Source organism: Prosthecobacter sp. GW821-HT29F12 (assembly GCF_058803405.1).
In genome coordinates, this window is the sequence record NZ_CM179517.1 from 7,503,291 (window position 1) to 7,528,392 (window position 25,102).

Below are 25,102 nucleotides of genomic sequence, written 5' to 3' on the forward strand. Positions count from 1 at the left end.
GACATTGAGTAATCTAGACGGCGAGCATCGGATTTCGTGTCCGCTGCACACGTCTCTGACGCTTGGCTGCGGACCGGACTGTGATGTGACGTTTGAAGGAGTGGGCATCCTGCCAAGGCATTGCGTGCTGTACCGGACTGGAGAGCGGACGTTTCAAATCATTGGAGTGTATGCGGCGGCGCTGTTCTCGGTGAATGGCGTGATTTCGAGCGAGCTGGAAGTGAATGTGCCGTTCAAGTTTGGGATTGGCGGGGAGATGTTTGATGTGGATCTCGCTGAGGGGGAAGCGGAGGTGCCGTTGGAAGAGGGGGTCACGGCGGAGCCTAATGCTGGAGTTGAAGGGGGGGCTGCTGGGCCTCGACCCAGCCGACGGGAGTATTTGCTGAGGCCGATCACCTTGAAGCCACGCGCCGGACAGCGGGTGGGGGAGGTGATTTTAGAGGCTGGTCCGCCGCCGGAAATCGAGGTGCCCATGCCGACTCAGGCTGTCGCGCCGCCAACTCAGACGGTGGAAGCGATGGTGGAAACGCCGCTGCCGGCTGATGAGGAGGACAAGGAGTCTTCCAAGCTGGTGCTGGGGGGATTGCTTCTCTGCGGAGCGATGATCGCGGGCATCGTTTACTGGCCGCATCATCTGGATCAGCTCTCTGCGGCGAAACCCGAGGTGGTGCTGCCGCCGGTGGTTGCTCCCGCTCTTTCGCCGGAGACGACGGTGTGGGCGTGCGAGGACCTCATTCGTGTAGGGGCTCCGCAATTGGCTGCGCCGATGCTGATGCCGCTGGCGGAGAAGGGGGATATAGCGGCGATGCATCAACTGGCGCTGGCACTGCGGGATTCGGGGAAGTTTGGAGAGGAAGTGGCGGTGCTGCTGCAGAGGGCGGTCGAGGGCGGACGGCGCGAGGCGCTGCGTGATTTTGTGACTGTGGTGGATGATGAGGAGAATCCGGCGCGCTACACGGAGGTGGCTTTCAAGCAGCTGCAACTGGCGGCGAAACTCGGGGAGACTTCGGCCTGGATGCCGCTGGGGGAGCGCTACGAGTATGGCAACGGCACAAAGCCTGACATGAAGCTGGCGCTGGCTGCTTTTGAAAAGGCGCGGGTGGCGGGAGACAAGCGTGCTGTGGAGAAGCTTTCAGCCAAGCAGGGGGCGCTGGACCGTGTGGCTGCGTATGTGCGCTCTTGGAACGAGGTGTCCGTGGCCAGGCTGCTGGAGCATGTGGCGGCGGGGCAGGGGAAGTTTTTCACGCTGGATCATCCGCCGATGGAGGTGCTGCTGCGCCAGGAGGAGGAAATGCGGGACCGCTGGCCGTTGCGGCGCATCAGCGTGGTGGCGGGAGCACAGGCGGAGCTGGAGACGTTTGATGTGATCAAGGTGACGCAGCCGTTTCAATTTGAAGTGCAGCGTGGTGAGCGCATTGCGCGGGGGAAGGGTGTGCTTGTGTGCTCGGTGCAGCGCGATGTGGCGGACCACTGGAGGGTCACGGATGCGAGTGACCGCATTGAGGTGACGGAGCTGCTGCCGACGAAGGAGCAGTTTGTGAGTGCTGCGTCGTTGCGCGAGCTGAAGCCGGCTTTCACGCATGAGGAGCAGGTGGATGAGGCGCGGCTGGAGATTCTGGAGCAGATGCGGGGGCTGGAGGCGACGGAGGACTTCAAGCCGGCGCTGACGGTGCTGATGAACGCGATGTATGAATTTCCACAGGATACTTTCTGGCAGCCGTTTGCGGACAAGCTGTGTGATCGCATGGCGCGGCAGTTGTTCATGAGTGGCAAGTGGCTGGATGCGGCGTGGGCGGAGCAGGTGCACCAGTTTGCCGAACACGGCAGTGTGTCTGCGATGCTGCTGGAAGGGCACCTGTATGCGGCGGGTTATGGCTGCCAGCGGAGTGCGGCACGCAGCGTGGCGCTTTACCAGAAGGCCTTTGAGGAGGGGAAGAGGCGTGATGCGCGGTTCTACTATGCGGAGGCGCTGTTTCAGGGACAAGGCGTGCCGCAGGACATCGAGAAGGCGGGGGCGCTGGTGCTGGCGTTTATGAGCCGGTCCAAGCATCCGCTGGAGGCGTACCTGGCGGCGCATCTGCTGTGGCGCAAAGCGGAGCATGATCCGGCGCTGTGGCAGGATGTGTATGACACGCTCTCACGAGCGGTGGAGAAATTTCCGCCTGCCAAGAATCTGGCTGGCATGGTGCTGCTGAATCATGGGCAGACGACGAAGGAGCGCCGAACGGGTTTTGCGGCGATCAAGGCTGCGGCTGAGGAGGGCGTGGTGGAGGCGATGAAGAGCCTTTCTCAATGCTATCTGGAAGGCGTGGGCTGTGAGAAGGATCTGCATCTGGCCACGTTCTGGAAGCAGAAGGCGATGGTGACGGAGCCGCCGCGAAGGAGGCATTACACGGAGTTTGAGGAGTGAGGGGAGAGGCCGGAGAGGTGGCCGCAATCCGTTCTTCGTTCTCCGAGCTACGAAGGACAGGAGGGGCGCAAGAAGGAGCAAAGATGATGGAGGGTCGTTGCCGGATGACTGCTGGGAGCTTTGATGGCAAAGATTTTGACGATGCCTTGACCAGACGGGCTAAAGCCCGAACTACGAACTCAGAGGGGCTGATCGGAGTCCAGTTGCGGCGCAACTGGGCTACTCGCCTGCGCGGAGGAGGTCGCAGGTGATGAAGATGGCCTGGAGGATGTCGTCTTTTTCGAACTCGGGTTTGCCGGTGGGTTTGTCGAGGGAGAGGAGGCGGGTGGTGCCGTCGGGGAGGGTGATGCCGGTGGTGGTCTTGGAGGTGAAGTAATCGGTGAGGGGGAATTCGAGGCGGCGGCCCTGGTTGTCGATGATGTGTTCGCGATGTTCGAGGGGAGGAGCGGTGTGGAATTCGAAGGTGATGTTGGGCTCCACCAACATGCCGTCTGCGCTTACAGTGGGTTCGAATTCGATGTTGAGGCCGACTTCACGCATCTGCTGCTTGAACGTGGGTTCGCCCTTTTCGTTCATGGTCACATCGGTGACGGCGGTGTACTCGATGGCCTGCTCTGAAGTGGCGCGAGTGCCGGACTTGGTCTCGATGCGTGCGGTGTTGAGATGCTGGACGTTGCCAGCTTTTGCGGCGGCAAGGGCTTCATCGAGTTCGATGCGGTGATCGCTCTTGCTGACGGCTTGCGATGTGAGACGACGCAACAGGGGGCCGGGGCCTTGGAGCACGTGGGCGGTTAACACGACGGTCTTGGGGGCGAGTCTACTAATGGATTCAACGTAGGCATCCACCAAGGTGAGGTTCTCGTTGGTGTTTCTGACAAACATTATCGATGTGGCGGGATTGTATGAGGCGGTGGCTCCTTCGGGGAAGGGAATGCCACAGGCTTCGAGAATCATCTTCGATGTGAGACGAGATTTTAAGTGTTCCTGTCTTTCTTTGACCGTGGTCAGCTCTCCTCCGCTGCTTGTGGAGAGGAAATCTGGGGGGACGTGATACATCCGGGTGTTCCAGGCTTTGGGGTCGAGTGGTGGTTTCTTTTTCTTTTCAGCGGGGGCTTGGCGGGACTTTGGAACCTGCGTGACGAGATCGCATTTCAGAAACGTGGCCCACAGGACGTCGGCATCGCCACGGCCCGTGGGACGGTTGAGTGAGATGAGCTTGGTGCCACCTTTGATCATCGTGATGCCGGTGGTGGTCTTGGCGGCGTGAAAGTCGATGACGGGAATGTCGAAGGGCTTGTTCGATGAAGGATCGCGAAAGTGTTCGCGACGTGCTTCGGGAGCGGCGGAATGCAGCACGTGGTTCAAGGTGATTTCCACTGTGTGTCCATCGCTGCCGAAGGTGGGTTCGATTTCGAGGATGGAGCCGACAGGACGCATCGCGAAAGCGAGATGAGGCTGGCCTTTGGCATTGGTGCCAAAGGAGGAGAGATAGGTGTGTTCGCGCACGGATTCATGCATGGCGCGGGTGCCGGATCTGGTTTCGAGGAAGAGGGAGTCGATGAAGGTGGCCTCTCCACGAGCGACGGCGGCTTCCACGGCGGCCAGCATGGCGGTATCATCCGCTGAGGCGGTGATCTGGTGTGTCAGTTCACGCAGGAAGTGGGCGGGTGCTTGAAGGGTATGGAGGGTGAATGCGGCCGTCTTGCGAGATCTGCGGAGGCATTCGTCGGTGAGGCTGGCGATGCGTTCGATGTTGTCGGGGGTGTTGATGAGGGTCAGAACATTGTGGGTGTGTTCTGCCATGGCCCCTTTGACTGGAGTGATGCCGTTTGATTCGAACCACGTTTGCAGCGGCACGGGTTGCTTGACCATTGCCTGGGGAGGTTGGGATTCCTCGATGAAGGATTCAAACAAGTCGTCGGGCACATTGAATGCGGCGGCACTCATGCCTGCGGGTACCTGAGCGACTTGAGGCTGAGGGGCTGGTTTGGAAAAGGGCAGGCATTCCATCCGGCGTACGTTGGTGGTGACAAATGCGGCCCAGAGAATGTCGGCGTCTTGTTTGGAGGTGCCGACAGGTTTGGCGATGCCGAGGAACTTGGTGCAGCCGGGGGTGCTGGTGAAGCCGGTGATGAAATGGGCCGTGGGGATGTCGGTGGCAGGAAATTCAGCGGTGCCACCGCTGGCCGGTTCCGTGATGCTGACCTGGCGCGAAGTGGGCGGTGCGGGATGCAATTTAATCGAAACGGAGGACTCGATGGTCGTGCCATCCGCGCCGAGAGTCGGCTCCCATTCCAGCAACAGGCCGATCTGGCGCGTTTCCTGGGTGACGGAGGCGCGGCTTTTCGCGTCCATGGTGAGATCGGAGGCATAGGTGTGTTCGCACACGGCTTCGGTGGTGGCGCGAGTGCCGGACTTGGTTTCGAGAAAGGCGTCTCCGACGATGCGGACGTTGGAGTCGGGATTTTTTACGAGGCTGAGGAGCTTGGTGAACTCTGGGGCGGCGTTGGTTGTGCGCGAAGAGGCGGCACTGGCCTGACGGATGAGATCTCCAGGAGCTTCGATGACGGTGAGGGTGCAGGCGATGGTGGCTGGCGATTGGTGGGAGATGGATAAAATGTAGGTTTCGACGAGCTCGAGATTTGGTGCGGTGTTGGTGACGGTGAGGAGGCTGGTGACTGGACTGAATGCTGCGCTAGCGCCCTCGGGAAAAGGGATGCCGACGGCTTCGAGGATTTGTCTGGCGGTTTTGAGAAGAGAAACGGGCGCCGGTGCTGCGGGATTGGCATCGGAGAAGGGATCGGCAGTGGCTTTGGGGGGGGCACCATCCGGTGGAATCTCGCAGGAGAGGAAGTCGGGCGGGATTTGGAAGATGCGGGTGTGCATCTCGGGCTTTTCTGCGCCCAGAGCCATGGTGCAGGCGAGGATGAGAAGCAGGTGGAGGCTGCGGACGTGGAACGACATGCCGGTGAGGTTAATGGATGCGGGGGAGTGGTGTCGAGCCTTCTTCGCCGAGGCTGCTAGATGCTAGGGACGGATCAGAAAAGGGTGGAGCGGGCGGGCTTCCTTCTTCGCTCTTCGAGTTTTCTTCTTCGCTAACGCGACGAAGGGCGAGACGGAGGACACGAATTACCGGAACCGGCTTCCTTCTGCGCCGAGGCTACGAAGGACAAGAATGCCGGGACTACAATACATGCGATGGGCTTGAGTTGGCCTTGACCGGATGGGCTGCTGGAATGACGCGGAGCGAACCCCGAACTCAGATCCGGACGGGCTGAAGCCCGAACTACGTACTCAGATCAAGACCGGCTGAAGCCGGGACTACAATACGTACGCTTGGTTGATGGAACTCCAGTTGCGGCGCAACTGGGCTACTTTTCTGGGCGCAGGATGTCGCAGGTGATGAAGATGGCCTGGAGGATGTCTTCTTTTTCGAACTCGGGGTTGCCGGTGGGTTTGTAGAGGGAGAGGAGGCGGGCGGAGCCGGAGGGGAGGGTGATGCCGGTGGTGCCTGTGGTGGTGAAGTAATCGGTGAGGGGGAATTCGAGGCGGCGGCCTTGGGTGTCGATGAGGTGCTCACGATGTTCGAGGGGAGGGGCGGTGTGGAATTCGGGGGCGAAGGTGAGTTCGACGGTGTGGCCGTCTGCGCCGATGGTGGGTTCGAGTTCGATTTTGAGGCCGACTTCGCGCTTCTCCTGCGTGAAGTGGGGCTCGCCTTTTTCGTTCACACTGACATCGGCGATGGCGATGTGTTTGGTGGCCTGGGTGGTGGTGGCGCGGGTGCCGGACTTGGTCTCGATGTGGGCGGTGTTGAGATGCTGCACGGTGCCTGCTTTCACTGCGGCGAGCAGTTCGTTGAGTTCGGCGCGGTGATCGCACCTGCCGGCGGATTGTGCGGTGAGGCGGCGCAGCAGCGGGCCGGGGCCCTGGAGGATGTGGGTGGTAAAGGCGATGATTGCCGGTGGGCAAACAACAATTGAGTCAACATAGGTTTGAATCAGGTCGAGGTTTTCATTCGTGTTTTTGACAACCATCTGAGTTGTTGGTGGACCGTAATAAGCGGCTGTTCCTTCAGGGAAGGGGATGCCGGCCTCTTCCAGGATGATCCTTGCTGTCTTGCGTTCTATCCTGCCAACTGTGGAGGTCGAATCTCCACCTGCCGAGAGAAAATCGGGGGGCACGCGAAAGCTGCGGGTGTGGATGGCTTTGGGGTCGGCGGATGGCTTGGGATCAGGTGCGGGTTCTGCCATTGCATGGTGTGTCTTCGGGACTTGTGGCACCACATCGCATTTCAGAAAGGTGACCCAGAGCAGGTCTGTTTTGCCGAGGCCCATGGGCTTGTTGATGGAGATGAGCTTGGTGCTGCCTTTGGCGATGCTGATGCCGGTGACGGTTTTGTGGAAGTTGAAATCGGTGGCGGGGATGTCGAAGGGCTGCTGCGAGGCGGGATCGCGGAAGTGGTCGCGGCGGAGGATGGGCGGCGTGGGATGGAGTTCGTGGCTGAAAATGAGTTCCACCGTGCGTGAGTCGGCACCAATGGTTGGCTCGACTTCGAAGATGGAGCCAACCTGACGTGTGGCGAAGCTGAGGCTGGGGCGGCCCTGGGCATCGGTGACGATGCCTTTGAGGTAGCGGTGTTCGCAGGCGGCGTGATGGTTGACTCGCGTGCCGGATTTGGATTCGACGAAGGTGCTGTTGATGAATTTTGCCTCGCCACGGGCAACGGCGGATTCCACAGCGGCGAACATGGCGGAATCATCGGCGGAGGCGAGTGTCTGGCGGGTGAGATCGCGGAGGAAGGGTGCGGGGGCCTCCAAGGTGTGGAGGGTGAGGGCGATGGTTTTGGGGTAGACGGAAAGCTGTTGGTCAATGATCGCCATGATGAATGCGATGTTGTCGGGCGTGTTCACGCAGCGCAGAATGCCGTCGCGATGTTCGAGGATGGAGCCAGAGGGAAAGGTGATGCCGGATTGAGCCATCCATGCCTGGAGTGTGAGGTGCTTTGGGCCATGCAGCACTTCATCGAACAAACCGTCTGGCGCAGGGAGGGCGGCGAAGGTCATGCCGGGCGGGACGGAGGTGGGGGATGTGACTTTGGGCTGCGATGGGGGCACAGCTTCCACACGGCGCAGAGAGGCGGTGAGAAACACGGCGCAGAGGATGTCTGTGCTCTCCTGCGGTGTGCCGACGGGTTTGGTGACGCCGATGAGCTTGGTGGTGCCAGCGCGGATGCTGAGGCCGGTGGCGATGTGCGTGCCTGGAATGTCGGTGACGGGGAATTCGGCTGGGTGGCCGGTGAGCGGGTCGTTGACGCTGATCTGGCGCTGGGTGGGAGGTGCGGCATTGAGCGCGAGGCTGAGCGTGGTCTCGATGGTGGCTCCGTCGGCACCGACTATGGGCTCGATTTCCAGGTGCAGGCCGGTCTGGAGCGTCTCCCTCGTGACGGAGGCGCGGCTTTTGGCATCCAGGGTGAAGTTGGTGGAGTCATTGTGCTCGCACCCGGCTTCGAGGACGGCGCGGGTGCCGGATTTGGTTTCGAGGAAGGCATCGGCAACGACGCGGACTTTGGAGTCGGGATTTTTCGAGTGATCTAGCAGCGAGGCGAGTGCGGGCGCGGCATTGGCGTTTTGTGAGGCCTGCGCATTGGCCTCACGGATGAGTTCGCCCGGGCCTTCGATGACGGTGATGGTGTAGGCGACGAGGGCGGGGGCAAGGTGGCCTGATACTGTATAAGCCTCAATGAGATCGAGATTCGGCAGCGTGTTTTTGACGGTGAGCTGGCTGGTGAGCGGATTGAAGATGGCGCTGGCACCTTCGGGAAATGTGATGCCTGCTGATTCGAGAATTTGTCTGGCCGACTTGAACTGGGAAGGTGGGACATCCTGCGCCGCAGGGGGAACGGGGGAGACGGTGGCAAAAGGGTCCGCTGGCGCAGTGCTCGAAGTGCTGCCAGTTGAGAGGAAATCTGGCACGACGTGGTAGGTGCGGGTTTGCATCGCGTCTTCGAAATCATGCAGTCCTGTCACGATCACTGCCTGCGACTCGACCCTGAATCTCCTTAGCGAGAGTTCGGTGACATAGCGTAAAACCTCGGACAGCGGGACATCCTTTAAATCCAGATTGATGTGGGGCGAATCTTGAAAACCTGTCTGGCTAAGAATGATGTTCACCCCTCTGGCGCCTGCTGGGGCAGATGACTTGTCCAGCTCGCGGCTTTGCTTGCGGAGAAATTCCAGCGCCTGCTCAAGGGTGGCGTTTTCGAAATGAACCGTGGGAATGATGATCTCATTCATTTTCTGCCTCAGGCGAGCTTTTGCATCCAGGTCAACGGGGGGAGGCGCTGGTGCGGTGTCTTGAGCCGGTGCTTTGTCTTTTGCTGGGTCCTTGCCTTGTGCCAAGGTGAGGAAGGTCAAAAGCAGGAGGAGGCTGCAGGTGGGGTGCATGCCGGTGAGACTACGGGATGCGGTGGCGGGATGTCGAGATGGATATCTTGAGCGGTTTCTGAAACTGATTTTTGAGAAGGGCAGATGCCGGGGGGGGCTAAGGGCTTGCGGTGGGCGTGAGATATTGTGGCTTGCGGAAAATGATTGGCTCCCGCATTCGGGTTTTCTTTGGCATGGGTGAGTCACCGAGGCCGTCGAAAGCGGTAGCTGCGTTCGTGCCTCACTGCGCGACCGCAGTCCAAATGGGGGCTGTGCCGTGCGGGGCGTTTGGGTGTGAGGTTGAATGGATTGGCCCATTCGAGGGCATAAAAAAACGCCGCGCTTTTGAGGGCGCGGCGTTTGTGGGGATCGGACCAGTTGCACAGCAACTGGGCAACTTTTAGAGGGTCTGGTGGATGCGGCCGAGGGCCATGAGGATGTAGCTGGTGGTGAGGACGGGGTCGGATTCCATCCAGCGGCCTTCGGTGTTGGACCAGGAGCCGTCGCCTTTTTGGAGGCTGAGGAGTTTTTCGGTGATGTCTTTGCGCCAGTCGATGAGCTTGCCATCCTTGGTCTTGATGAAGTCGATTTTGGCGATGCTGAGGGCCTTGCTCATGGTCTGGTAGTAGTAGTAGAGGCCGGCGGCGCCGAGGCCGGGGTTTTCATCCGGGCTGTAGTGATTTTGAAGCCATTCGATGACGGCTTTGACGCGGGGGTCGTCTTTGTCGACACCGGCATAGACGAAGCTGAGAAGGCCGGCGTAGCTGATGCTGCCGTAGCTGCGGAGGGCGATGCTGCCATCGGGATTGGTGACTTTGGCACCGCGGGTTTCAGTGGGGTTGTAGATGAAGCCGCCGGCGTCGTCGGGGTCTTTGCTGACCCAGGCGGACTTGTTGCTTTCTGGGCGGTTCTGGCAGCGCTGGATGAAGTCGATGGCGGCGGCGACGTTCAACTGCGGCTCGTTTTTGGCGGCGTCACCTTTGTCTGCGAGGAGCTGCTGGGAGTAGTAGAGGGCTTCGAGGGCGAAGGTGAGATTGGACATGTCTGCGTGCATGCCTTTTTCGTCGCCGTAGCCGATGCCGCCATCGAGCGGGTTGTCCTGCTTGCCTTTTTCATCGAGATCGACCTGGCAGTGGACGAGGTAGCGGCGGGCCTTGAGCATGACTTCCTCGTTCTCGGGCTTGTTGTTGAGGAGGAGTGCGGTGAGGGCGAGGGCGGTGTTGTAGTTGCCACGGCCTTTGATGAAGATGCCGCCATCGGGGCGTGCCTGGGCGACGAGGAACTTGGTGGCTTTTTCGACTTCAGCGGGGACGGGATCGCCGGGCTTGCGATTGGGATCGAGCATGAAGCTGATGATGCCGAGGCCGGTCATTGCGACGGGCTCGGCCTCGCCCCACTGGCCGGTGGTGGGGTTTTGCTTGGAGCGGAGGAAATTGAGGCCGCGCTCGACGCCGAGGCGGAGCTCCTGCTTGAGGGATTCGTTGCGCGAGGCCTGGGTGGCGGCCTGGGGGAAGGCGGCGGTGGTGCCGAGCGCCAGGGTGAGGAGGAGGGCGGAGATTTTCATGGTACAGAGCACTGGATGTGAAAAGAGGGCGGCGTCAATGGGCAAGGGGGGCGTCTTGGTGGGTGGACGATTCTTGTCCACTGCGAAACGGCGGCGGGCGCTTTTTGACCGGGGCTATTTTATTTCGCAGTCAGGGGCGTTGCCAAGCGCTGATGGACGGGCCCATTCTTCGCACTACGTGCTTCGAAGGACACGCGGGCTGTCGCCACACCCATCCTACGGAGGGGCATGTTGTTCGGCCGCGAGGCGAGGCTATTTTCCGGGGGTGATGATGAGGGTGACCTTGGTCTCTTCGGCGGGGATGTTGGCGGGCATGCTGATCCAGAGGTCGTCGCGTTCGTTGCCTTTGGCGGCGGAATTGATGATGGCGGCGCGATCCACATAGGTGGAGATGATGGAGCCGGTCTGCTCGGCGGCGAAGCCGGTTTCATCGATGATGGAGCCGTTGAAAATCCAGGTGTCGAGGTCGTCGGGGGTTTTGCGTTTTTCGATGTTCTGGATGAAGTCGGAGAGGGGGACTTTTTTGGTTTTGTCGCCTTCTTTCCATTCGACGTGGATGGCGAGACGGTTGGCTCCGGGGGTTTTGGGCTCGGTGTCCTTGGCGTTGTAGGGGCGCTCGGCTTTGGGATCGAGCTTTTCGAGGATGCCGAGGGTGCCGGGCTGGTAATTGGCGAGGAGGAGGGCGAGTTGAATTTGAATGGGTTTCACCTTGGTCTCGAGAATGGTCTCGTGGACTTTCTCGCCGTTTTCATGGCAGAGGGCGTACTCGATGGGCAGCTTTTGATGAAGGATGGAACAGGGGATGCGCAGCTCGCGGGTGGCGGCGGTGATCTGGATGCCGTTGAGATCGTAGACGCCGGGGGAGACCTGCTTGACGAGCTTTTGCGCGGCTTCGAGCTGTGTTTTGGCGTCGGGCTTGGGTGCGGTTGCGTCTTGCGCGGACAGGTCGACGCAGGCGAGGAGGAAGAAGAGGGCGGTGAGCGAGCGCAACATGGCGGATGGGGTGTGTTGTTGGTTCACAGATTTGGCAGCCTGTAGGTGCCGGTGCGGAGCATCTGCTCCACGTTTTTGGGCTGGATTACCACGGACTGAATTTCATAGGAGGGCAGTGGTTTGAAGGCTTTGTCGCTGCGCAACTTGGTGATGATCTTGAGTGCGAGATCGACGAGGGCGGGCTGAACGACGGAGGCGTCGAGGTCACCGAGGCGGACGAGCTCGAGGCCGCGCTTCTGGCCGGAGAGGCCGTCGGTGCCGACAATGAAGATGTTTTCACGCTGGCCGGCGGTTTCTGCGGCTTTGGCCGCACCGAGGGCCATGGCATCGCTCTGGGCGTAGATGGCGTCGAAATTTTTCTGGAGGTTGAAGGCTTCGGTGGTGCACTTGGTGGCAATATCGGTGCTCCAATCGGCCGGGGCGTCATGGACGAGGATGACGCCGGACTGGGTGCGAAGGCCTTCGTTGAAGCCTTCGGCGATCTCGTTGGTGGAGTAGCTGTCTGCAGCGCCGCGGAGCTGGACGACGCGGCCGGTGACCTCGGTGCGTTTTTCTTCGGCGGCTTTGCGTTTGAGGGCTTCGATGAGGGTGTCTGCGGCCATGCGCCCGACTTTGCGCTGATCGGTGAAGACGACACTGGCGCAGCCTTCGTTGAGCATGCGTTTGTCGAGGCCGATGACGATGATGCCATGGGTCTGTGCTTCGACAATGAGTGCCGCAACCGCAGGGGGATCGATGGGGCTGATGATGATGGCGGCAGGCTTGGCGGCGATGGCCTGGCGGAACTGTTCGATCTGCCTGGCGCTGCTGCCGGCGGCGTCGCTGGTGGTGAGCTTGTAGCCCACCTGCCTGCCGACGAGCATGGCGAGGCCATTGCGCTGGAATTCCTGCATGGCGACGCGTGTGTCAGGCAGAAGCAGGATGATTTCGGCGCGCTCATCCTTGGCTGCGAGGCCGGTGGAAGCAAGAATGCCGGGGGAAGGCAGTGCGCTGGCGGGAGGAGCGGGTGCGCTTGCTGGTTTAGCCTGAGTTGCCTGCTTTTGTTTTTCCAGATCGCTGATCGCTTTTTCCACCACGGGGCTGTCCGACTGATCGCAAGCGGTCAATGAAAGGATGCCCAAAAGGAGGGCGGCGGGTCGAGTGCAGGAGAACGTCATGATGAAGAAGGTGAGTTTAGGCTTCGAAATCAGACTTGCACAAGCCTTAGATGTTCACGAAATCCCCGCCTGTCTTTTGCTTGCACTCTGACGGGATTGCCACAGACTCCGCGCTCCCCGCCCCCTGAACTGACCGTAATGAGCCACCCCAAGAAGACCTCTTTTACCTGCAATCGCAGGAATTGCATGAAGACGGAAATTTCCGCGCAGTGACGTATTTTCGCGACTTTCTCGAATCCCTGCTTGATGCGCAGGGTGTTTTGCTGATAAAACTTTTAAATATTGGAACAACCAGCCCACACAATGAAACCTCTCAGCTTGATTCTCGCATCTCTCCTTCTTGCCAATGTCGTTCAGGCGCAAGCGCCGGCGACAGGTGAAAAACTGCCCGGGGTGAAATTGAAGATCAAAAACGTGCAGGTCGAAGAGCAGCCGACGCCGATGATCAGCGCGACGAACGTGAAGATGAAGCGCTGGACTCCGAAGAACTGGATTGAGCTGGATGTGGAATTTGACATCAAGCTTCCTGAAGAAGCAGGCGGAAGAAAAGGCACCTATGCCTCCATGCAGCTCAACATCTATGTGGCACTGCAGCACATGACCAAGGATAACAAGCGTGAGGTGCTCACCGGCACGTTGGATTTGGTGGACATTCCAGCTGATGAGCCCTGCCATGCGCTGGCTTACATCTCGCCCTCGACGCTCAAATCCATTTTCCAAAAAGATTTTGTGACAGCCTCCTCTGACATTCAGGGCTGGGGTGTCGAATTTGTGGCGGAAGGCAAGGTCATTGCGGCAAAGTCGAGCGTGGGCAACAAGCCTTGGTGGGAGAACAAAGACGCATTTGCGATGATGCAGGGAATGTTGCTGAACAAGATGCAAACGCCTTTCGCAGATGTTTTTGGTGACTACGACGTGCAGGTCAAAGCCAAATAACCCCAGCCGTACCTTCAGTTCCCAGCAGTTCAGCGATTTTTTACCTTATCCAGCATGGCAGACCCAAACAGCATTGCAGTCATCAGTCTTGGCTCCCAGCGTGTCAGCGGAGCATTCTTTGGCAAGACGTCGGGAGGGGATCTCATCCTGAAGCGGTACGAAATCATTGAGCTGGATGGAGATCCTTCCGTGGATGTCAGCCGCCTGCCCCAGTTGAAGTCGGCGCTGCAGGAGCTCGTCTCCAAGGTGAAGATCAAGGGGCAGAAGACCTGGTGTTCCGTCCCCGGGCATCCGGTGTTCAGCCGTTTTGTGAAGCTGCCTCCTGTGCAGGGGGACAAGCTGGCGCAGATCGTTGAGTTCGAAGCGCGGCAGAATGTGCCGTGGCAGCTGGATGAAGTCTCCTGGGACTACGAAGTGGTTTCCAAGTCTGATCTGGGCGAAATCGAAGTGGTGCTGGCCGCCATGAAGTGCGAGCCGCTGAACGAGATGCACGAGGAAGTTTCTTCCTGTGGCGTCAATGTGGTCGGGATGGATGTGGGGCCGCTGGCGCTCTACAACGCTTTCCGTTACAGCTATCCTGATGTGGATGAGCCTGCGTTGATCGTGGACATGGGCGCCCGCTCTACGAATCTGGTGTTTGTTGAAGGCGATCGCTTTTTCACCCGCAATCTGCTGGTGGGCGGTGCTGCCGTCACCAACGCGATCGCCAAGGAATTCGGCATTTCCTTTGCCGAGGCCGAGCGCCAGAAGCGTTCCCAGGGCTTTGTGGCCCTTGGTGGAGCGGTGGAAGACCATCCGGACGAAGGCGTGAACGCCATGTCCAAGGTCATGCGCAATTCGATGACGAGGCTGCATGCTGAGATCATGCGCACGATCACCTTTTACCGCAGCCAGCAGGGTGGCAGCGCGCCCAAGCGCGTTTTCCTCGCGGGCGGTGGCTCGGGTGCGGGCTACATTGCGGAGTTTTTCGCGGAAAAATTGAAGCTGCCGGTGGAGATTTACAACGGGCTGCGTGGTGTGCAGACTGATCGTGGAGTGAGCGCGGATGCCGCCCAGATGGATGCACCGGCGCTTGGAGAACTCGTTGGTCTTGCGCTGCGAGGCATGGGCTCCTGCCCTTGTGAAATCGAGCTCGTCCCCGGGAAGCTGGCCTCGGCACGTGACGCGGCGCGTCGTGCGCCGGCCCTTATTCTGTCCGGGATCTGCATCATGGGGGCACTGGCTGCCTCGATCTTCTGGTTCAAGAGCGCGACTGCGGTGGTGGAAACACGTTCTGCCACCCTGCAGGCTGAAAGCAGTCAGCTCAATGGTCTGGCCAATCAAATCCGCCAGCTTGACGCCAAGCAGGAAGAACTCCGAGTTCGCAGCGCACAGCTGGAGCAGGCGGTGACCGACCGCTCCTGGTGGGCGCATCTGCTCAATGACCTCAATCAGCAGTTCGACAATGATCTGATCTGGCTGCCTGTGATCGAAGTGCTGAAGGATGACAAACCCATCACCAAATCGCTGTGGGGCGGTGACGAGAACAACAGCAAGCCTGCTCCCAATAACAGCAGCAACTCCAGAGGGGCGCCTGCTGCACCGGTCTACACTCTGCGCATGCAAGGGCTGTATCGTAAAAACGACAAAGGAGAGCAGAAGGTGGTCTATGATTTTGCCGCGAAGCTTGCCAAACTGAACGCCTTCAACGCGCCGGACTTTGAAGCCAAACGTGACACATATGTGAAGGTTGACAGTGGCGTGGATGAAGTGCGCTACGCCTATCACTTCGAAATTAAAATGCCTCTGCGCAATCCTCTGCAATTTCAATAAAGCATCATGGACTGGATACGTGAAAATAAACCATTGGCCGCCATTCTTGGCGTAATCGTCGTCGGCTCGCTGGCCCTTGGCTATCTGTTGTTTGATGCATGGAGTGTCTATGCAGAAACCAAGGAGGGTTATCTTGGCCTGGGCAACCAGGTGGCCGGCCTGAAAGGCGCGCAACTGGCTCCTACGGAGGCCAATTTGAAGGCGAAACAGGACTCTGTGGCTGAATACTCGAAGCTGGTGGACACCCTTGGAAAAACGGTGCTCATTCTTCAGCCGAAGGTTGCGGCGATCAATGACATTGAGTTTCAGGACAAACTCAAAGCCAAGATCTCCGAAATCCGCAAGACATCCGTGCAGGCGAAGATGCAGCTCCCTGCAGAATTTGCCTTCGGTTTTGATGACTACACGCACACGCTGCCCAAATCCGGCGCCGAAGCCACCGAGCTTTCCGGTTATCTGGATGCCGTGGATGAGCTGACGAAGCTCCTCATGAAATGCGGAGTGCAGTCCCTGGATCTACTGGAGCGCTCCAAGCTGCCCGTCGAGGCTGCTTCCGCTAAAACTTCCACCGCCGCGCAGGGGAACAACAATGCCGCAGCGTTAGGGGCGCAGGTGCCCTCTGGTATTGTTGAGAAACGTCAGATTTCGCTGGTTTTGACCTTGGATCAGGGGCCATTGCAGCTGCTGATCAGCCGCCTGACCAGCCCGACTGACATGCCGTATTTCACCAGCCTGCGCCTGTTGCGCATTGAGAATCAACGTCAGGATGGCCCGCTTGTTTCTGAAGTCAGACTGCCGACCGAAGGGACTAGTGACCCGAATGCACCTGTCAAAACGGAGGAGGCGCCCTCGGATGAGATCAAGCCGCCGCCGCCGGCTTTTGTGGATGCCATTCCTGTGTTTGGGAATGAGCTTCTGAAAGTCAGGCTCGAAATCGATCTGATCAAATTTTTGGACGCCGCCGCAGGGGTTGCGGCCCAGGCTCCCGCCGGACGTTGATCTCACTTTATAAAAATCCGCAGCCTTAAAGCACCACCATGCAGAACCGACAGGGCAACTACGAAAAAACCATTCTGATCATTTCCTCCCTCCTAGCGATTGGGGTGGCCGTGTTTCTGATCCTCGAATCGCAAGGGCTTGAGGAAAGTCTTACCCTGCCACAGGGGTTCTCCAAGAATGACTTGAACGCACCCGCAAGCCAGAAGGTGAAAGACGCCACCGAAACCTTCAAGAAGAAGTATTCATGGCTTTCCCCGGTGCGAAATGAGAAGGCGGTGCCATTGAACAAGTCCGTGATGCTGGTGATGAAGGACGGGAAGCTTTTCGACCTTCTGCTGCCGGAGCCGAAGCTGCGTGAACCGATGACCAACCTCTTCCTCACGGGAGATCTGACGAAAAACCCGCCGGAAGCACAGCTCCCCAACATCTTTTCGCCTAACGTCGGCCAGCTGGATGCGGACAACGACGGGTTTTCCAACCTGGAAGAGTTCAATGCCAAGACTGATCCCCGGGATGCGAGCTCGATGCCGCCTTATACTGACAAGCTGTTCCTGACCAAGCGAATCAGCCATGACTACATCCTGATGCTCAAGGGAGGCAGCGATGGCACTTTCCAGATTCAGCGTCTGGTGCCGACTCGCGCGAGTGTTTTCAAACCTCTCAACGAGGAGTTTGGTTTCGACAAAGGCACCCTGCGCTTCAAAATTCTCTCCGCTGATAAAAAGACCATCGAAACGAAGTTTGGGCCCAAGGATGCCTACGTTCTGAAAATGCTCGATATGTCCACCCAGAAGGAATTTGAGCTGGTGGAAGGCAAGGAAGTGAATCTGGCCGATTATGAGGCTGAGTTCGAATTCCGCTGGAAGAAGCGTCAGGTCATTCCGGGGGTGAAAGAAGGAGGCTCGTTCCAGCTTCCCGGCCTTGGCAAGACCTACTACATTCTCAAATTGGAAGAAACCAAAGCCATTATTTCGCCTCTCGGGGCGGATGGTAAACCCACGAAAGAAACCATCGAAATTAAGCAGGGCTGAGCCTTCGCTATTTTCATCCCGGCACAAAAATTAGCTCGCCAAAGTTCGCCCTCTTCTGTTAGTAATCTCTCTTTACCACAAAATATTGTCAGTTTGCCCTATGACCCATCACTCTCGTCTGGTGTTCAACCTTTCCCTTCTCGTTTTGACTGCGGCCTCGCCATCGATCATGGCCCAAAGTCAAAGTACCGTCACTGGAATGGCCAATCGCGAAATCGCACGCCGTTATGCCCGCATTGAAGATGCACGCACGGCCATGGATCGTGGTGACAAATTATTCAGCGAGGGGGATTATGATGGTGCGCTTAGCTCCTACAAAGCCGCCATCGATTCGCTGCCAAATGCGCCATTGACCCGCGACTGGCTGGATCTGGCCCAGCTCAAGTATGCTGACTGCAGTGTCACGGTTGCTCAGGAACGTGCCAAGGCAGGCAACTACAAGGAATCCCGTCAGTTGCTGGAAGGTGCGCTGGTGTTAATTCCAGGGCACAAAGGCGCTCTGGCATTCCAGAAGCAGCTTGAGGATCCAGACCGCTGGCCGCCATCACTCACCGCCGAGCACGTGACCAACGTGGGCAAGGTTCAAGCAGGACTCCTGCTGGGTAACAGCTCCGTTGAAACCGGCCAGTATGATGCTGCCATTACGCAGTATCAGGATGTTCTGCGGACAGATCCCTACAACAGCGCCGCCCGCCGCGGCATGGAGAATGCTGAGCGCAAGCGTCAGGCCTACTTCAAGACGGCCTACGATCACCAGCGTGCCAAAATGCTGACGCAGGTGACCGAGACTTGGGAGGACAAGGTGCCTGTGCAGGGCCAGGCTGTCGTCTTTGAATATGGTGTGGGACGCAGCCCGGGTGCGTATCTGACGGAAAAAATGAACAAGATCATTTTCCCAACGGTGCAATTCGAAGGGGCAACCATTGAAGAGGCGATTGAATACCTTCGTGTTAAAAGCCGTGATTTGGACACCTTCACCGACAAATCCGGAGTCAAAGGGGTCAACATCATTCTCCGCATGGGCGATGCGCCAAGCAATGCGTCCATCAGCCTGGACTTGAAAGATGTGCCGATGTCTGAAGCTCTTCGCTATGTGACCGAGCTGGCGCAGATGAAATACAAAGTGGAAGCGCATGCCGTGCTGGTGGTGCCAATCTCCGAAAATGCCAGCGAGCAGTATACTCGCAGCTACCGCGTGCCGCCTGACTTCCTGAGCTCGGGTGGTGGTGGCGACGGCGCTGCTCCTGCTCCGGCAGCTGCCGCAGATCCTTTTGCTGCTGGTGGTGGTGCTGGTGCAGCAGCTGGCGGCAGTGGTTTGATCGCCAGAAGAACAGCGCGTCAGATTCTTGAAGCATCGGGGATCGTTTTCCCGGAAGGCGCTTCGGCGAGCTACAATCCTGCCACCTCACAGTTGGTGGTGAGAAACACGCAGCCTAACCTGGATCTGGTGGAAGCCTATGTGGAATCCATCACCAAGCTGGCTCCCAAGATGGTGGTCATCACTTCCAAGTTCGTCGAAGTCACTCAGAAGAACACCGAAGAGCTCGGCTTTGACTGGCTCCTTGGCGGAGTGGGCAAGGGCAACGTCTTCTTCGGCGGTGGCAGCACCGGTAATGGCAATGCTTATAACTCAGCCAACTATCCGTTCACATCTAACTTGGTGCAGCCTGGTTATGTTGTCGGTGGCCAAACGGTGTTCCCTAACATTCCGATCAGTGGTGCTTTCGCAGGCCCGATCCCTTCCGGTGCGGTGGATGCCACCACCCTTACTTCTCCCTTCCCATACGGTGGCGGCCCCATCACGGCTGGGAACCGCAGTGGTGGTTTTGCCATCAACAACAGCAGCATCGACAATCTGCTGACAACGGGCTCCACCACTTCCACCACCAGTGTGGCTCCGGGCATTTTCTCCACCGCTGGTATCTTCTCTGATCCGCAGTTCCAGAACGTGATCCGCGGTCTGAGCCAGAAAAAAGGCGTGGATTTGATGAGCGCCCCAAGCGTGACAACGAAGAGCGGCACTCGTGCCACCATGGAAGTGACTCGCGAATTCATCTACCCAACGGAATTTGATCCTCCTCGTCTTCCTCAGGGTGGTGGCGGTCTGAACGTTGGTGGTGGTGGTGGTGGTGGCCAGCAGATTGCCACTCCGACGACTCCGACAGCGTTTGAAATGCGCCAGACTGGTGTTCGCCTTGAGGCTGAACCCACCGTGGGTGCGGATGGCAACACGATTGAACTGACCCTCGCTCCTGAAGTGGTGGAGTTCGATGGCTTCATCAACTATGGCTCCCCCATTCTGTCTCCTTCGAGCCAGTCGGTGCTGAGCGTTACCTCCACGGTTATTGATGCCTTGGGTGCCGCCACACAGGTTCAGGGCTACGTTCCTCTGCAACAGCCAGAGCGTCTGATCACTCCTAACATCATCAACCAGCCGGTGTTCTCGGTGCGCAAAGTGACCACCGGTGTTTCGATCTGGGATGGACAGACTGTTGCTCTCGGCGGCCTGATCCGCGAAGACGTGCAGGACGTTCAGGACAAAGTGCCGATTCTTGGCGATCTGCCCTTCGTGGGCCGCCTGTTCAAGAGTGAGTCCGAGCAGCACTACAAGCGCAATCTGATGATCTTCGTGACGGCCCATTTGATCGACCCTTCGGGTCAGCGTCTCAAGCCGGTCAACCCTACGCAGGCAGCAGTTGGTGCTGATACTGCAGCCGGTCCTGGCTCAGTGGGAACTCTCCTGCCGTCGGTGGCTCCTTAACTGTCCTAAGCTAAACATACTTAACCCAACATCAGGCAGGATTGCGAAAGCATCCTGCCTGATGTGTTTTTAGCGACTGGCGATTGCAGACGGGGCAAGCACAGGCCATTTACTTCGATGAAATCTTGGTTGATCACCGGTGGGGCAGGGTGCGGCAAAAGTTCACTGATCACGCTGCTGACGCAGCAGCTTCCTGTGCCGCATCGTTTCTTTTCGGCCGACTTGATGGTGGCAGAGATCATGAAACGTGCCTCGACGATCAAGGAACTGGTGGCTGCCTTTGGGGCGAAGGCAGTGGGTGATTCGGGTGAGATCAACCGCCAGTGGCTGCGCGATGTGGTGTTGCCGGATGTGGGTTTGCGCAAAAAACTGGAAGGCCTGCTGCATCCCCCCGTTTTGGCCGCTCTGGAGGACGCCCGCAGGGAGGCCGAAAAGGCGGGGGTGAATCTTTTCCTTGCGGAAGTCCCCCTCCACTATGAGATTGGAGGTACAGTTTCAGCAGACTTCGTCATCGTGGTGGCTTCCAGCCGGTCGGTGCAAGTCAGGCGGATGATGGAAACCCGGGGACTCGACGAACAGACCGTTCACAAGTTCCTGGAGGCCCAATGGCCCATCGAAGCCAAGGTAGAAAGAGCAGATGCCGTCATTTGGAATGATGGTTCTCTGGCCTCTCTTGAAGCCCAGGTGCTGACGCTGGCAAGTCCACTCTTGCAAGCATGAACGACCCATCTACCGAATCCCCCGCAACGGTTGCGGCACCCCCCGCCTCCCCAGTGTCGGAACCCACCCCCGTTGCCACTCTCCCCCCGGAGAATCCCGAGCCGCAGCAGGAGGCTGCATCTCCTGCTCAACCTGCCGCCGTTTCAGGCGAGCCGCCTGCCGAGCCACAGAAGACGGATGGCGCACAGCCACCGTTTCCAGAGGAGATCTCCATCAACGAGCTGCAAAACTCCTCGCTGGCTGATCTGCTGGAGCTTGCGGAAAAGGTGGGTTTCCGCCTGAATGCAAGCCGCACGAAGCATCAGCTCATTTACGATCTTTGTTCTTGGATGGGGGAACACAAAACCCGCCTCAAGGTGGAAGGTGTGCTGGAAATCGGCACGGACAACTACGGTCTCATCCGTTATCCGAAGTACAGTTTCATGCCCCTGCCAGAGGACGTCTTCGTTCCTTTGTTTCTGGTCAGGAAATTCAATCTGCGCCCCAGCCAGAGAATCGCTGGGATTGCCAAGGCGCCGAAGGACCGGGACAAATATCTGGCGATCGACCGGATCACCGAAGTCGAGGGGATTACCATCGACAAATGGGAGACGCCGACGGATTTCGACAAGCTGACGGCGACCTTTCCCAACAAGCGCATCATTCTCGAAACGGCCAAGCCTTGCGCGGTCAGCTCCCGCATTCTCGACATCGTGGCACCGCTGGGCAAAGGCCAGCGTGGTCTGATCTGCGCACCGCCGCGTTCGGGCAAGACGGTGATCCTGAAGGACATCGCCAAGTCCATCTCCCAGAATCACAAGGAGATCACTCTCATCGTGCTGCTGCTGGATGAACGCCCCGAGGAAGTGACCGATTTCGAAGAAACCGTGAGCGGCTGCGAGATTTACAGCTCCACGTTTGATGAGAGTCCGAAGCGGCACAGCCAAGTGGCGGAGATCGTGCGTGAGCGCGCCTGCCGTCTGGTGGAGATGAAGAAGGACGTGGTGATCCTGCTGGACAGCATCACGCGTCTGGCGCGTGGCTACAACTCTTCCCAAGGCAGCAAGGGTGGAGCGTACATGGCCGGCGGTGTCGGCACCAAGGCGCTGCAAAAGCCCAAGAAATTCTTCGGGTCTGCGCGCAATGTGGAAGAGGGCGGAAGCCTGACGATCATTGCCACGGCGCTGATCGAAACCGAGAGCCGCATGGATGAAGTGATCTTTGAAGAGTTCAAAGGCACCGGCAACATGGAGGCCACGCTGGACCGAGAAATCTCCGAGCGGCGGATTTACCCCGCCCTGCACCTGCTCAAATCGGGCACGCGGCGTGACGACCTGCTCTACCATCCTGACGAATTCCGGCGCATCACGCAGGTGCGCAAACAGCTTGCCGCCGTCCCGGCTGTCGAGGCACTTGAGATGCTTATTCGCAATATCAACCGCACCAGCAACAATGCGGAAATCCTCCTCATGGGCCTGAAATGAACGAGGAAGGATCACCACCGAAGGACTACGAGTTCATCGACACCCCGGAGCACCTCAATGAATGGGTGGGCAAGATGCGAGTCTGGCTGGCAGAAAGCCCGGACAAGCGCTGCTGTCTGGACACGGAAGCGGACAGCCTGCACCACTACCACGAGAAGCTCTGCCTGCTGCAGGTGAACTGTGCCGGGCGCTATGCTCTGGTGGATCCGCTGGCGATTTCAGATGTGACGCCATTGCTGGAACTGCTGGATGCGCATGAGCTGTGGTTTCACGGGGCTGATTACGACCTGACGATGCTGCGGAGGACCTACGACTGGAATCCGAAGGTGATTCGTGACACGCAGATCGCGGCGCGCCTGCTTGGCGCGCGCCAGTTTGGGCTCGCGGCACTGGTGAAGAACGCCTTTGATCTGGACCTGTGCAAAGCCTCACAAAAGGCTGACTGGAGCCGCAGGCCGCTGCCGCCGAACATGCTTTCCTATGCGGTGGATGATGTGCGCTATCTGCTGCCGATCGCGGATAAATTCGTGGCTGAACTCAAAGCGAAGGGGCGTGAAGAGTGGTTTCATCAGAGCTGCATGTCTTTGCAGGAAGATGTGGCCGCGCGTGACAATGTGGCGCGCGAAGATCCGTGGCGTGTGCAGGGCTGTGGAAGGTTGCACCCCAGAGGACTGGCCATCCTGAAAGGCATGTGGGAATGGCGTGAAGGGATCGCGAAAGAACGTGACACGCCCTGCTTCAAGATCATGTCCAACAAGCAGATGGTGGCCTATGCCGAGCAGTTTGAAGCCGGCCAGCCGCTGAATCCGCCGAACGGCTGGCGTCCGCGCTGGAAGAAGGAGTTTTTTGACATTGTGGCGGCGATCATGGCATCCACTGCCGCCGACTGGCCGCAACGTGCCAAGAAGACCAAAGGGCGCCTCAGTGATGCTCAGCGTGATCAGATCGACAAGCTTTGTGCGCATCGTGAAAAAGTGGCGCAGGAGCTTGAGATCGAGCCCTCGCTGCTGGGATCACGTGCGACCATCGAAGAACTCGTCGTGGACGGGAATCCATCGAGTCATCTGATGAACTGGCAGCATGATCTGATGGCAAGCGGTCTGGAGCAGGTGTTGCAGACGGCGGAGTAGAAGGGGGCGCTAGCACGCCCCGGCTATCCGTGTGTGGCAGACGCCATGGCGTATGAACGCGCTCGAAGTCGGGCGGTTTGGCGAAGGAGGTTGTGGGTGACGGGACGCCATGGACGCCAAACACACCCAACCTACGGACGCGGTGCTGTGCCTGCAGGAAACAGCTACTTTTGCTTTAACCAATCTGGCAGGACGATGTCCGCGCTTTTGACGGGAGCGGTGTCGCCTTTCCAGACAAAGCCGGCATCTTCGAACGTGGTGCGTTTCTCGCGCAGGAAGGCGAGGAGGCGGCGGCCCAGCTGCTGGTTCGGGGAGTCACGACGCATGGCGAAGGGCTGGACGGCCTTGGACTTGTCTGCGGGCAGAGGGATGGCATCGAAGTGGACTTTGTCGTTGTTGATGTTGATGCCATAAACCACGGCTGCATCGAGCGAGCCGGTGCGCATCTGATTGACGAGGAAGTCTGCGGTGGGCACTTGGGATGAGGCATTTTTGCTCACGCTTTCCCAGAGGTTCATGGATTTCAACATGGAGCGCGTGAGGAAGCCGATGGTGGACTGCTCTGCATTGCAGATGCCGACGTGCAGACCGGGGCGGGCAAGGTCTGCGAGAGTGTGGATGCCCTTTGGATTGCCTTTGGGGACGGCGATGACGATCTCGGCCTCGGTGAGGAGGATGGCTTCGGGGAACTGTTCGGCCACTGGAGGAACGAAGCAGACATCGCAGGCGTAATAGACGTCTGGGAACTTGGGATTGCTGCTGTCCTTCATGGTCTTCATGGAGGCGCAGAGAATGCCGCAGCCATTGAAGACGGTGGTTAATGTGATGCCTTCACGAGTTGCGAACTGCTGCAGGAGCTTTTCGATGGCGAGACGATTCACTCCGCCGCTGTAGATGATCAGATCAGGGCGTACAGCCCACTTGTCTCCGGGCACGGGATTGAAGCCCTGCTTTTGGAAAATGGGGGCGCCTTTTTCCGGGGCGGTGAGGTAACGTGCAAAGCGCAACGCCTCCGCAGGCTGCTGGCAGGATGAGAGGATGGTCGCGGTGGCATGTTCCTCGTGCTTTGCGATCTCTGGCAGAGGGGCGATCTCCAGGCCTTTGAACTGCGGGACGGTGGAGTCCCAGACGATGGCGGCATCGACGGCACCGAGGGAGAGATCGGCGGCGATTTCGGTGACGGTGGGTTTCATCACGGCGGCTTTCGCGGCCAGCGCATCCCACTCGGGGCCGAGCAGTTTTTTCGTGACGCGTCCGATGCTGGCGGCTTCGGGATTCGCGAGGGCGAGTTTGATGTCGGGGTTCTTTAGGGCGGTGAGACCGTCGATGTGTTTGGGATTGCCCTTGGCGACAGCGAGCACGGGCTTTTGAATGACCAGAGGGAACTCTTCGCGGGTGACTCCCAGCTTTTTCGCGTCTGCCAAGGCACCGTCATCGGCGGCGATGAAGAGATCGCCCTGTTTGGTGATTTTGAGCTGGCTGAGCAGCGTGCCGGTGCCGCCGTATTGGAGGCGGACTTCGGTGCCGGTTTCCTTTTGGTAAGCGGCGGCGATTTCCTCCACGGGTTTCTTGATCCCGGCAGCGCAAAAGACGGTGAGTGATGCAGCGCTGTTCTTGGCGGGTTTAAGCGCCACCCATGCGGCACCGGCGGCGGCTCCGAGGCAGAGGACGATGACAAGTTTTTTCAGCATGAGGGAAGAACGT

15 protein-coding genes are annotated in these 25,102 nt (G+C 58.7%); 9 read left to right on the top strand and 6 right to left on the bottom strand.

Annotation, left to right across the window (positions count from 1 at the left end; all coding sequences use genetic code 11):
• Nucleotides 1-85: 85 nt before the first annotated feature.
• Nucleotides 86-2,410: a tetratricopeptide repeat protein gene (locus tag AC3RLQ_RS30835; RefSeq protein ID WP_493032864.1), complete on the top strand. Its 2,325-nt coding sequence runs from the start codon at nucleotides 86-88 to the stop codon at nucleotides 2,408-2,410.
• 219 nt (nucleotides 2,411-2,629) lie between these two features.
• Here the strand turns inward: AC3RLQ_RS30835 and AC3RLQ_RS30840 are convergent, their stop codons facing one another.
• The 5 genes from AC3RLQ_RS30840 to AC3RLQ_RS30860 form a co-directional block, all read right to left on the bottom strand.
• Nucleotides 2,630-5,374 carry a hypothetical protein gene (locus tag AC3RLQ_RS30840; protein WP_493032866.1) on the bottom strand — a complete coding sequence of 915 codons (2,745 nt, stop codon included), beginning with the start codon at nucleotides 5,372-5,374 and terminating at the stop codon, nucleotides 2,630-2,632.
• Nucleotides 5,375-5,781: 407 nt separating this feature from the next.
• A complete protein-coding gene (locus AC3RLQ_RS30845) occupies nucleotides 5,782-8,703 on the bottom strand; it encodes a hypothetical protein (protein ID WP_493032868.1) in 2,922 nt (973 codons plus the stop codon).
• Nucleotides 8,704-9,232: 529 nt separating this feature from the next.
• A complete protein-coding gene (locus AC3RLQ_RS30850) occupies nucleotides 9,233-10,396 on the bottom strand; it encodes a prenyltransferase/squalene oxidase repeat-containing protein (protein ID WP_493032870.1) in 1,164 nt (387 codons plus the stop codon).
• Nucleotides 10,397-10,648: 252 nt separating this feature from the next.
• Complete coding sequence (locus AC3RLQ_RS30855; RefSeq protein ID WP_493032872.1) at nucleotides 10,649-11,389, bottom strand: YdjY domain-containing protein; 741 nt, start codon at nucleotides 11,387-11,389, stop codon at nucleotides 10,649-10,651.
• 23 nt (nucleotides 11,390-11,412) lie between these two features.
• Nucleotides 11,413-12,546, bottom strand: a complete 1,134-nt coding sequence (locus AC3RLQ_RS30860) for a substrate-binding domain-containing protein (protein WP_493032874.1) — start codon at nucleotides 12,544-12,546, stop codon at nucleotides 11,413-11,415.
• A gap of 303 nt (nucleotides 12,547-12,849) precedes the next feature.
• Between AC3RLQ_RS30860 and AC3RLQ_RS30865 the strand changes: the two genes are divergently transcribed.
• The 8 genes from AC3RLQ_RS30865 (at nucleotide 12,850) to AC3RLQ_RS30900 (ending at nucleotide 23,398) form a co-directional block, all read left to right on the top strand.
• On the top strand, nucleotides 12,850-13,482 hold the full coding sequence (locus AC3RLQ_RS30865) for an Amuc_1102 family pilus-like protein (protein WP_493032876.1): 633 nt from the start codon (nucleotides 12,850-12,852) through the stop codon (nucleotides 13,480-13,482).
• A gap of 54 nt (nucleotides 13,483-13,536) precedes the next feature.
• The gene (gene mul2B / locus AC3RLQ_RS30870; RefSeq protein WP_493032878.1) at nucleotides 13,537-15,294 is read left to right on the top strand and encodes an Amuc_1101 family PilM-like pilus complex protein; all 1,758 of its coding nucleotides are present in this window, start codon (nucleotides 13,537-13,539) and stop codon (nucleotides 15,292-15,294) included.
• A 6-nt stretch (nucleotides 15,295-15,300) separates the two neighbouring features.
• The gene (locus AC3RLQ_RS30875) at nucleotides 15,301-16,293 is read left to right on the top strand and encodes an Amuc_1100 family pilus-like protein (protein WP_493032880.1); all 993 of its coding nucleotides are present in this window, start codon (nucleotides 15,301-15,303) and stop codon (nucleotides 16,291-16,293) included.
• A 38-nt stretch (nucleotides 16,294-16,331) separates the two neighbouring features.
• The gene (locus tag AC3RLQ_RS30880) at nucleotides 16,332-17,324 is read left to right on the top strand and encodes an Amuc_1099 family pilus-like system protein (protein ID WP_493032882.1); all 993 of its coding nucleotides are present in this window, start codon (nucleotides 16,332-16,334) and stop codon (nucleotides 17,322-17,324) included.
• Nucleotides 17,325-17,493: 169 nt separating this feature from the next.
• Entirely contained in the window at nucleotides 17,494-20,085 is a 2,592-nt protein-coding gene (locus AC3RLQ_RS30885; RefSeq protein ID WP_493032884.1) for an Amuc_1098 family type IV pilus outer membrane protein, read from the top strand.
• Nucleotides 20,086-20,148: 63 nt separating this feature from the next.
• Nucleotides 20,149-20,805 carry a dephospho-CoA kinase gene (coaE, locus tag AC3RLQ_RS30890; RefSeq protein WP_493032886.1) on the top strand — a complete coding sequence of 219 codons (657 nt, stop codon included), beginning with the start codon at nucleotides 20,149-20,151 and terminating at the stop codon, nucleotides 20,803-20,805.
• Nucleotides 20,802-22,268, top strand: coding sequence for a transcription termination factor Rho (rho, locus tag AC3RLQ_RS30895; RefSeq protein ID WP_493032888.1), 1,467 nt, complete (start codon nucleotides 20,802-20,804; stop codon nucleotides 22,266-22,268). Before coaE ends, rho begins: the two co-directional genes overlap by 4 nt.
• On the top strand, nucleotides 22,265-23,398 hold the full coding sequence (locus tag AC3RLQ_RS30900) for a ribonuclease D (protein ID WP_493032890.1): 1,134 nt from the start codon (nucleotides 22,265-22,267) through the stop codon (nucleotides 23,396-23,398). Before rho ends, AC3RLQ_RS30900 begins: the two co-directional genes overlap by 4 nt.
• Nucleotides 23,399-23,562: 164 nt before the next feature.
• On the opposite strand, the gene modA is transcribed toward AC3RLQ_RS30900, so the two are convergent.
• Complete coding sequence (gene modA / locus AC3RLQ_RS30905) at nucleotides 23,563-25,089, bottom strand: molybdate ABC transporter substrate-binding protein (RefSeq protein ID WP_493032892.1); 1,527 nt, start codon at nucleotides 25,087-25,089, stop codon at nucleotides 23,563-23,565.
• Between the last annotated feature and the right edge of the window lie 13 nt (nucleotides 25,090-25,102).

Excerpts from the sequence above, each read along its gene's own strand:
- AC3RLQ_RS30875 (WP_493032880.1), top strand. The coding sequence starts at position 15,301 with ATGGACTGGATACGTGAAAATAAACCATTGGCCGCCATTCTTGGCGTA.
- AC3RLQ_RS30845 (WP_493032868.1), bottom strand. The coding sequence starts at position 8,703 with ATGAATGAGATCATCATTCCCACGGTTCATTTCGAAAACGCCACCCTT.
- rho (WP_493032888.1), top strand. The coding sequence starts at position 20,802 with ATGAACGACCCATCTACCGAATCCCCCGCAACGGTTGCGGCACCCCCC.
- AC3RLQ_RS30900 (WP_493032890.1), top strand. The coding sequence starts at position 22,265 with ATGAACGAGGAAGGATCACCACCGAAGGACTACGAGTTCATCGACACC.
- mul2B (WP_493032878.1), top strand. The coding sequence starts at position 13,537 with ATGGCAGACCCAAACAGCATTGCAGTCATCAGTCTTGGCTCCCAGCGT.
- AC3RLQ_RS30855 (WP_493032872.1), bottom strand. The coding sequence starts at position 11,389 with ATGTTGCGCTCGCTCACCGCCCTCTTCTTCCTCCTCGCCTGCGTCGAC.
- AC3RLQ_RS30865 (WP_493032876.1), top strand. The coding sequence starts at position 12,850 with ATGAAACCTCTCAGCTTGATTCTCGCATCTCTCCTTCTTGCCAATGTC.
- AC3RLQ_RS30840 (WP_493032866.1), bottom strand. The coding sequence starts at position 5,374 with ATGTCGTTCCACGTCCGCAGCCTCCACCTGCTTCTCATCCTCGCCTGC.
- AC3RLQ_RS30880 (WP_493032882.1), top strand. The coding sequence starts at position 16,332 with ATGCAGAACCGACAGGGCAACTACGAAAAAACCATTCTGATCATTTCC.
- AC3RLQ_RS30885 (WP_493032884.1), top strand. The coding sequence starts at position 17,494 with ATGGCCCAAAGTCAAAGTACCGTCACTGGAATGGCCAATCGCGAAATC.
- AC3RLQ_RS30850 (WP_493032870.1), bottom strand. The coding sequence starts at position 10,396 with ATGAAAATCTCCGCCCTCCTCCTCACCCTGGCGCTCGGCACCACCGCC.
- AC3RLQ_RS30860 (WP_493032874.1), bottom strand. The coding sequence starts at position 12,546 with ATGACGTTCTCCTGCACTCGACCCGCCGCCCTCCTTTTGGGCATCCTT.
- modA (WP_493032892.1), bottom strand. The coding sequence starts at position 25,089 with ATGCTGAAAAAACTTGTCATCGTCCTCTGCCTCGGAGCCGCCGCCGGT.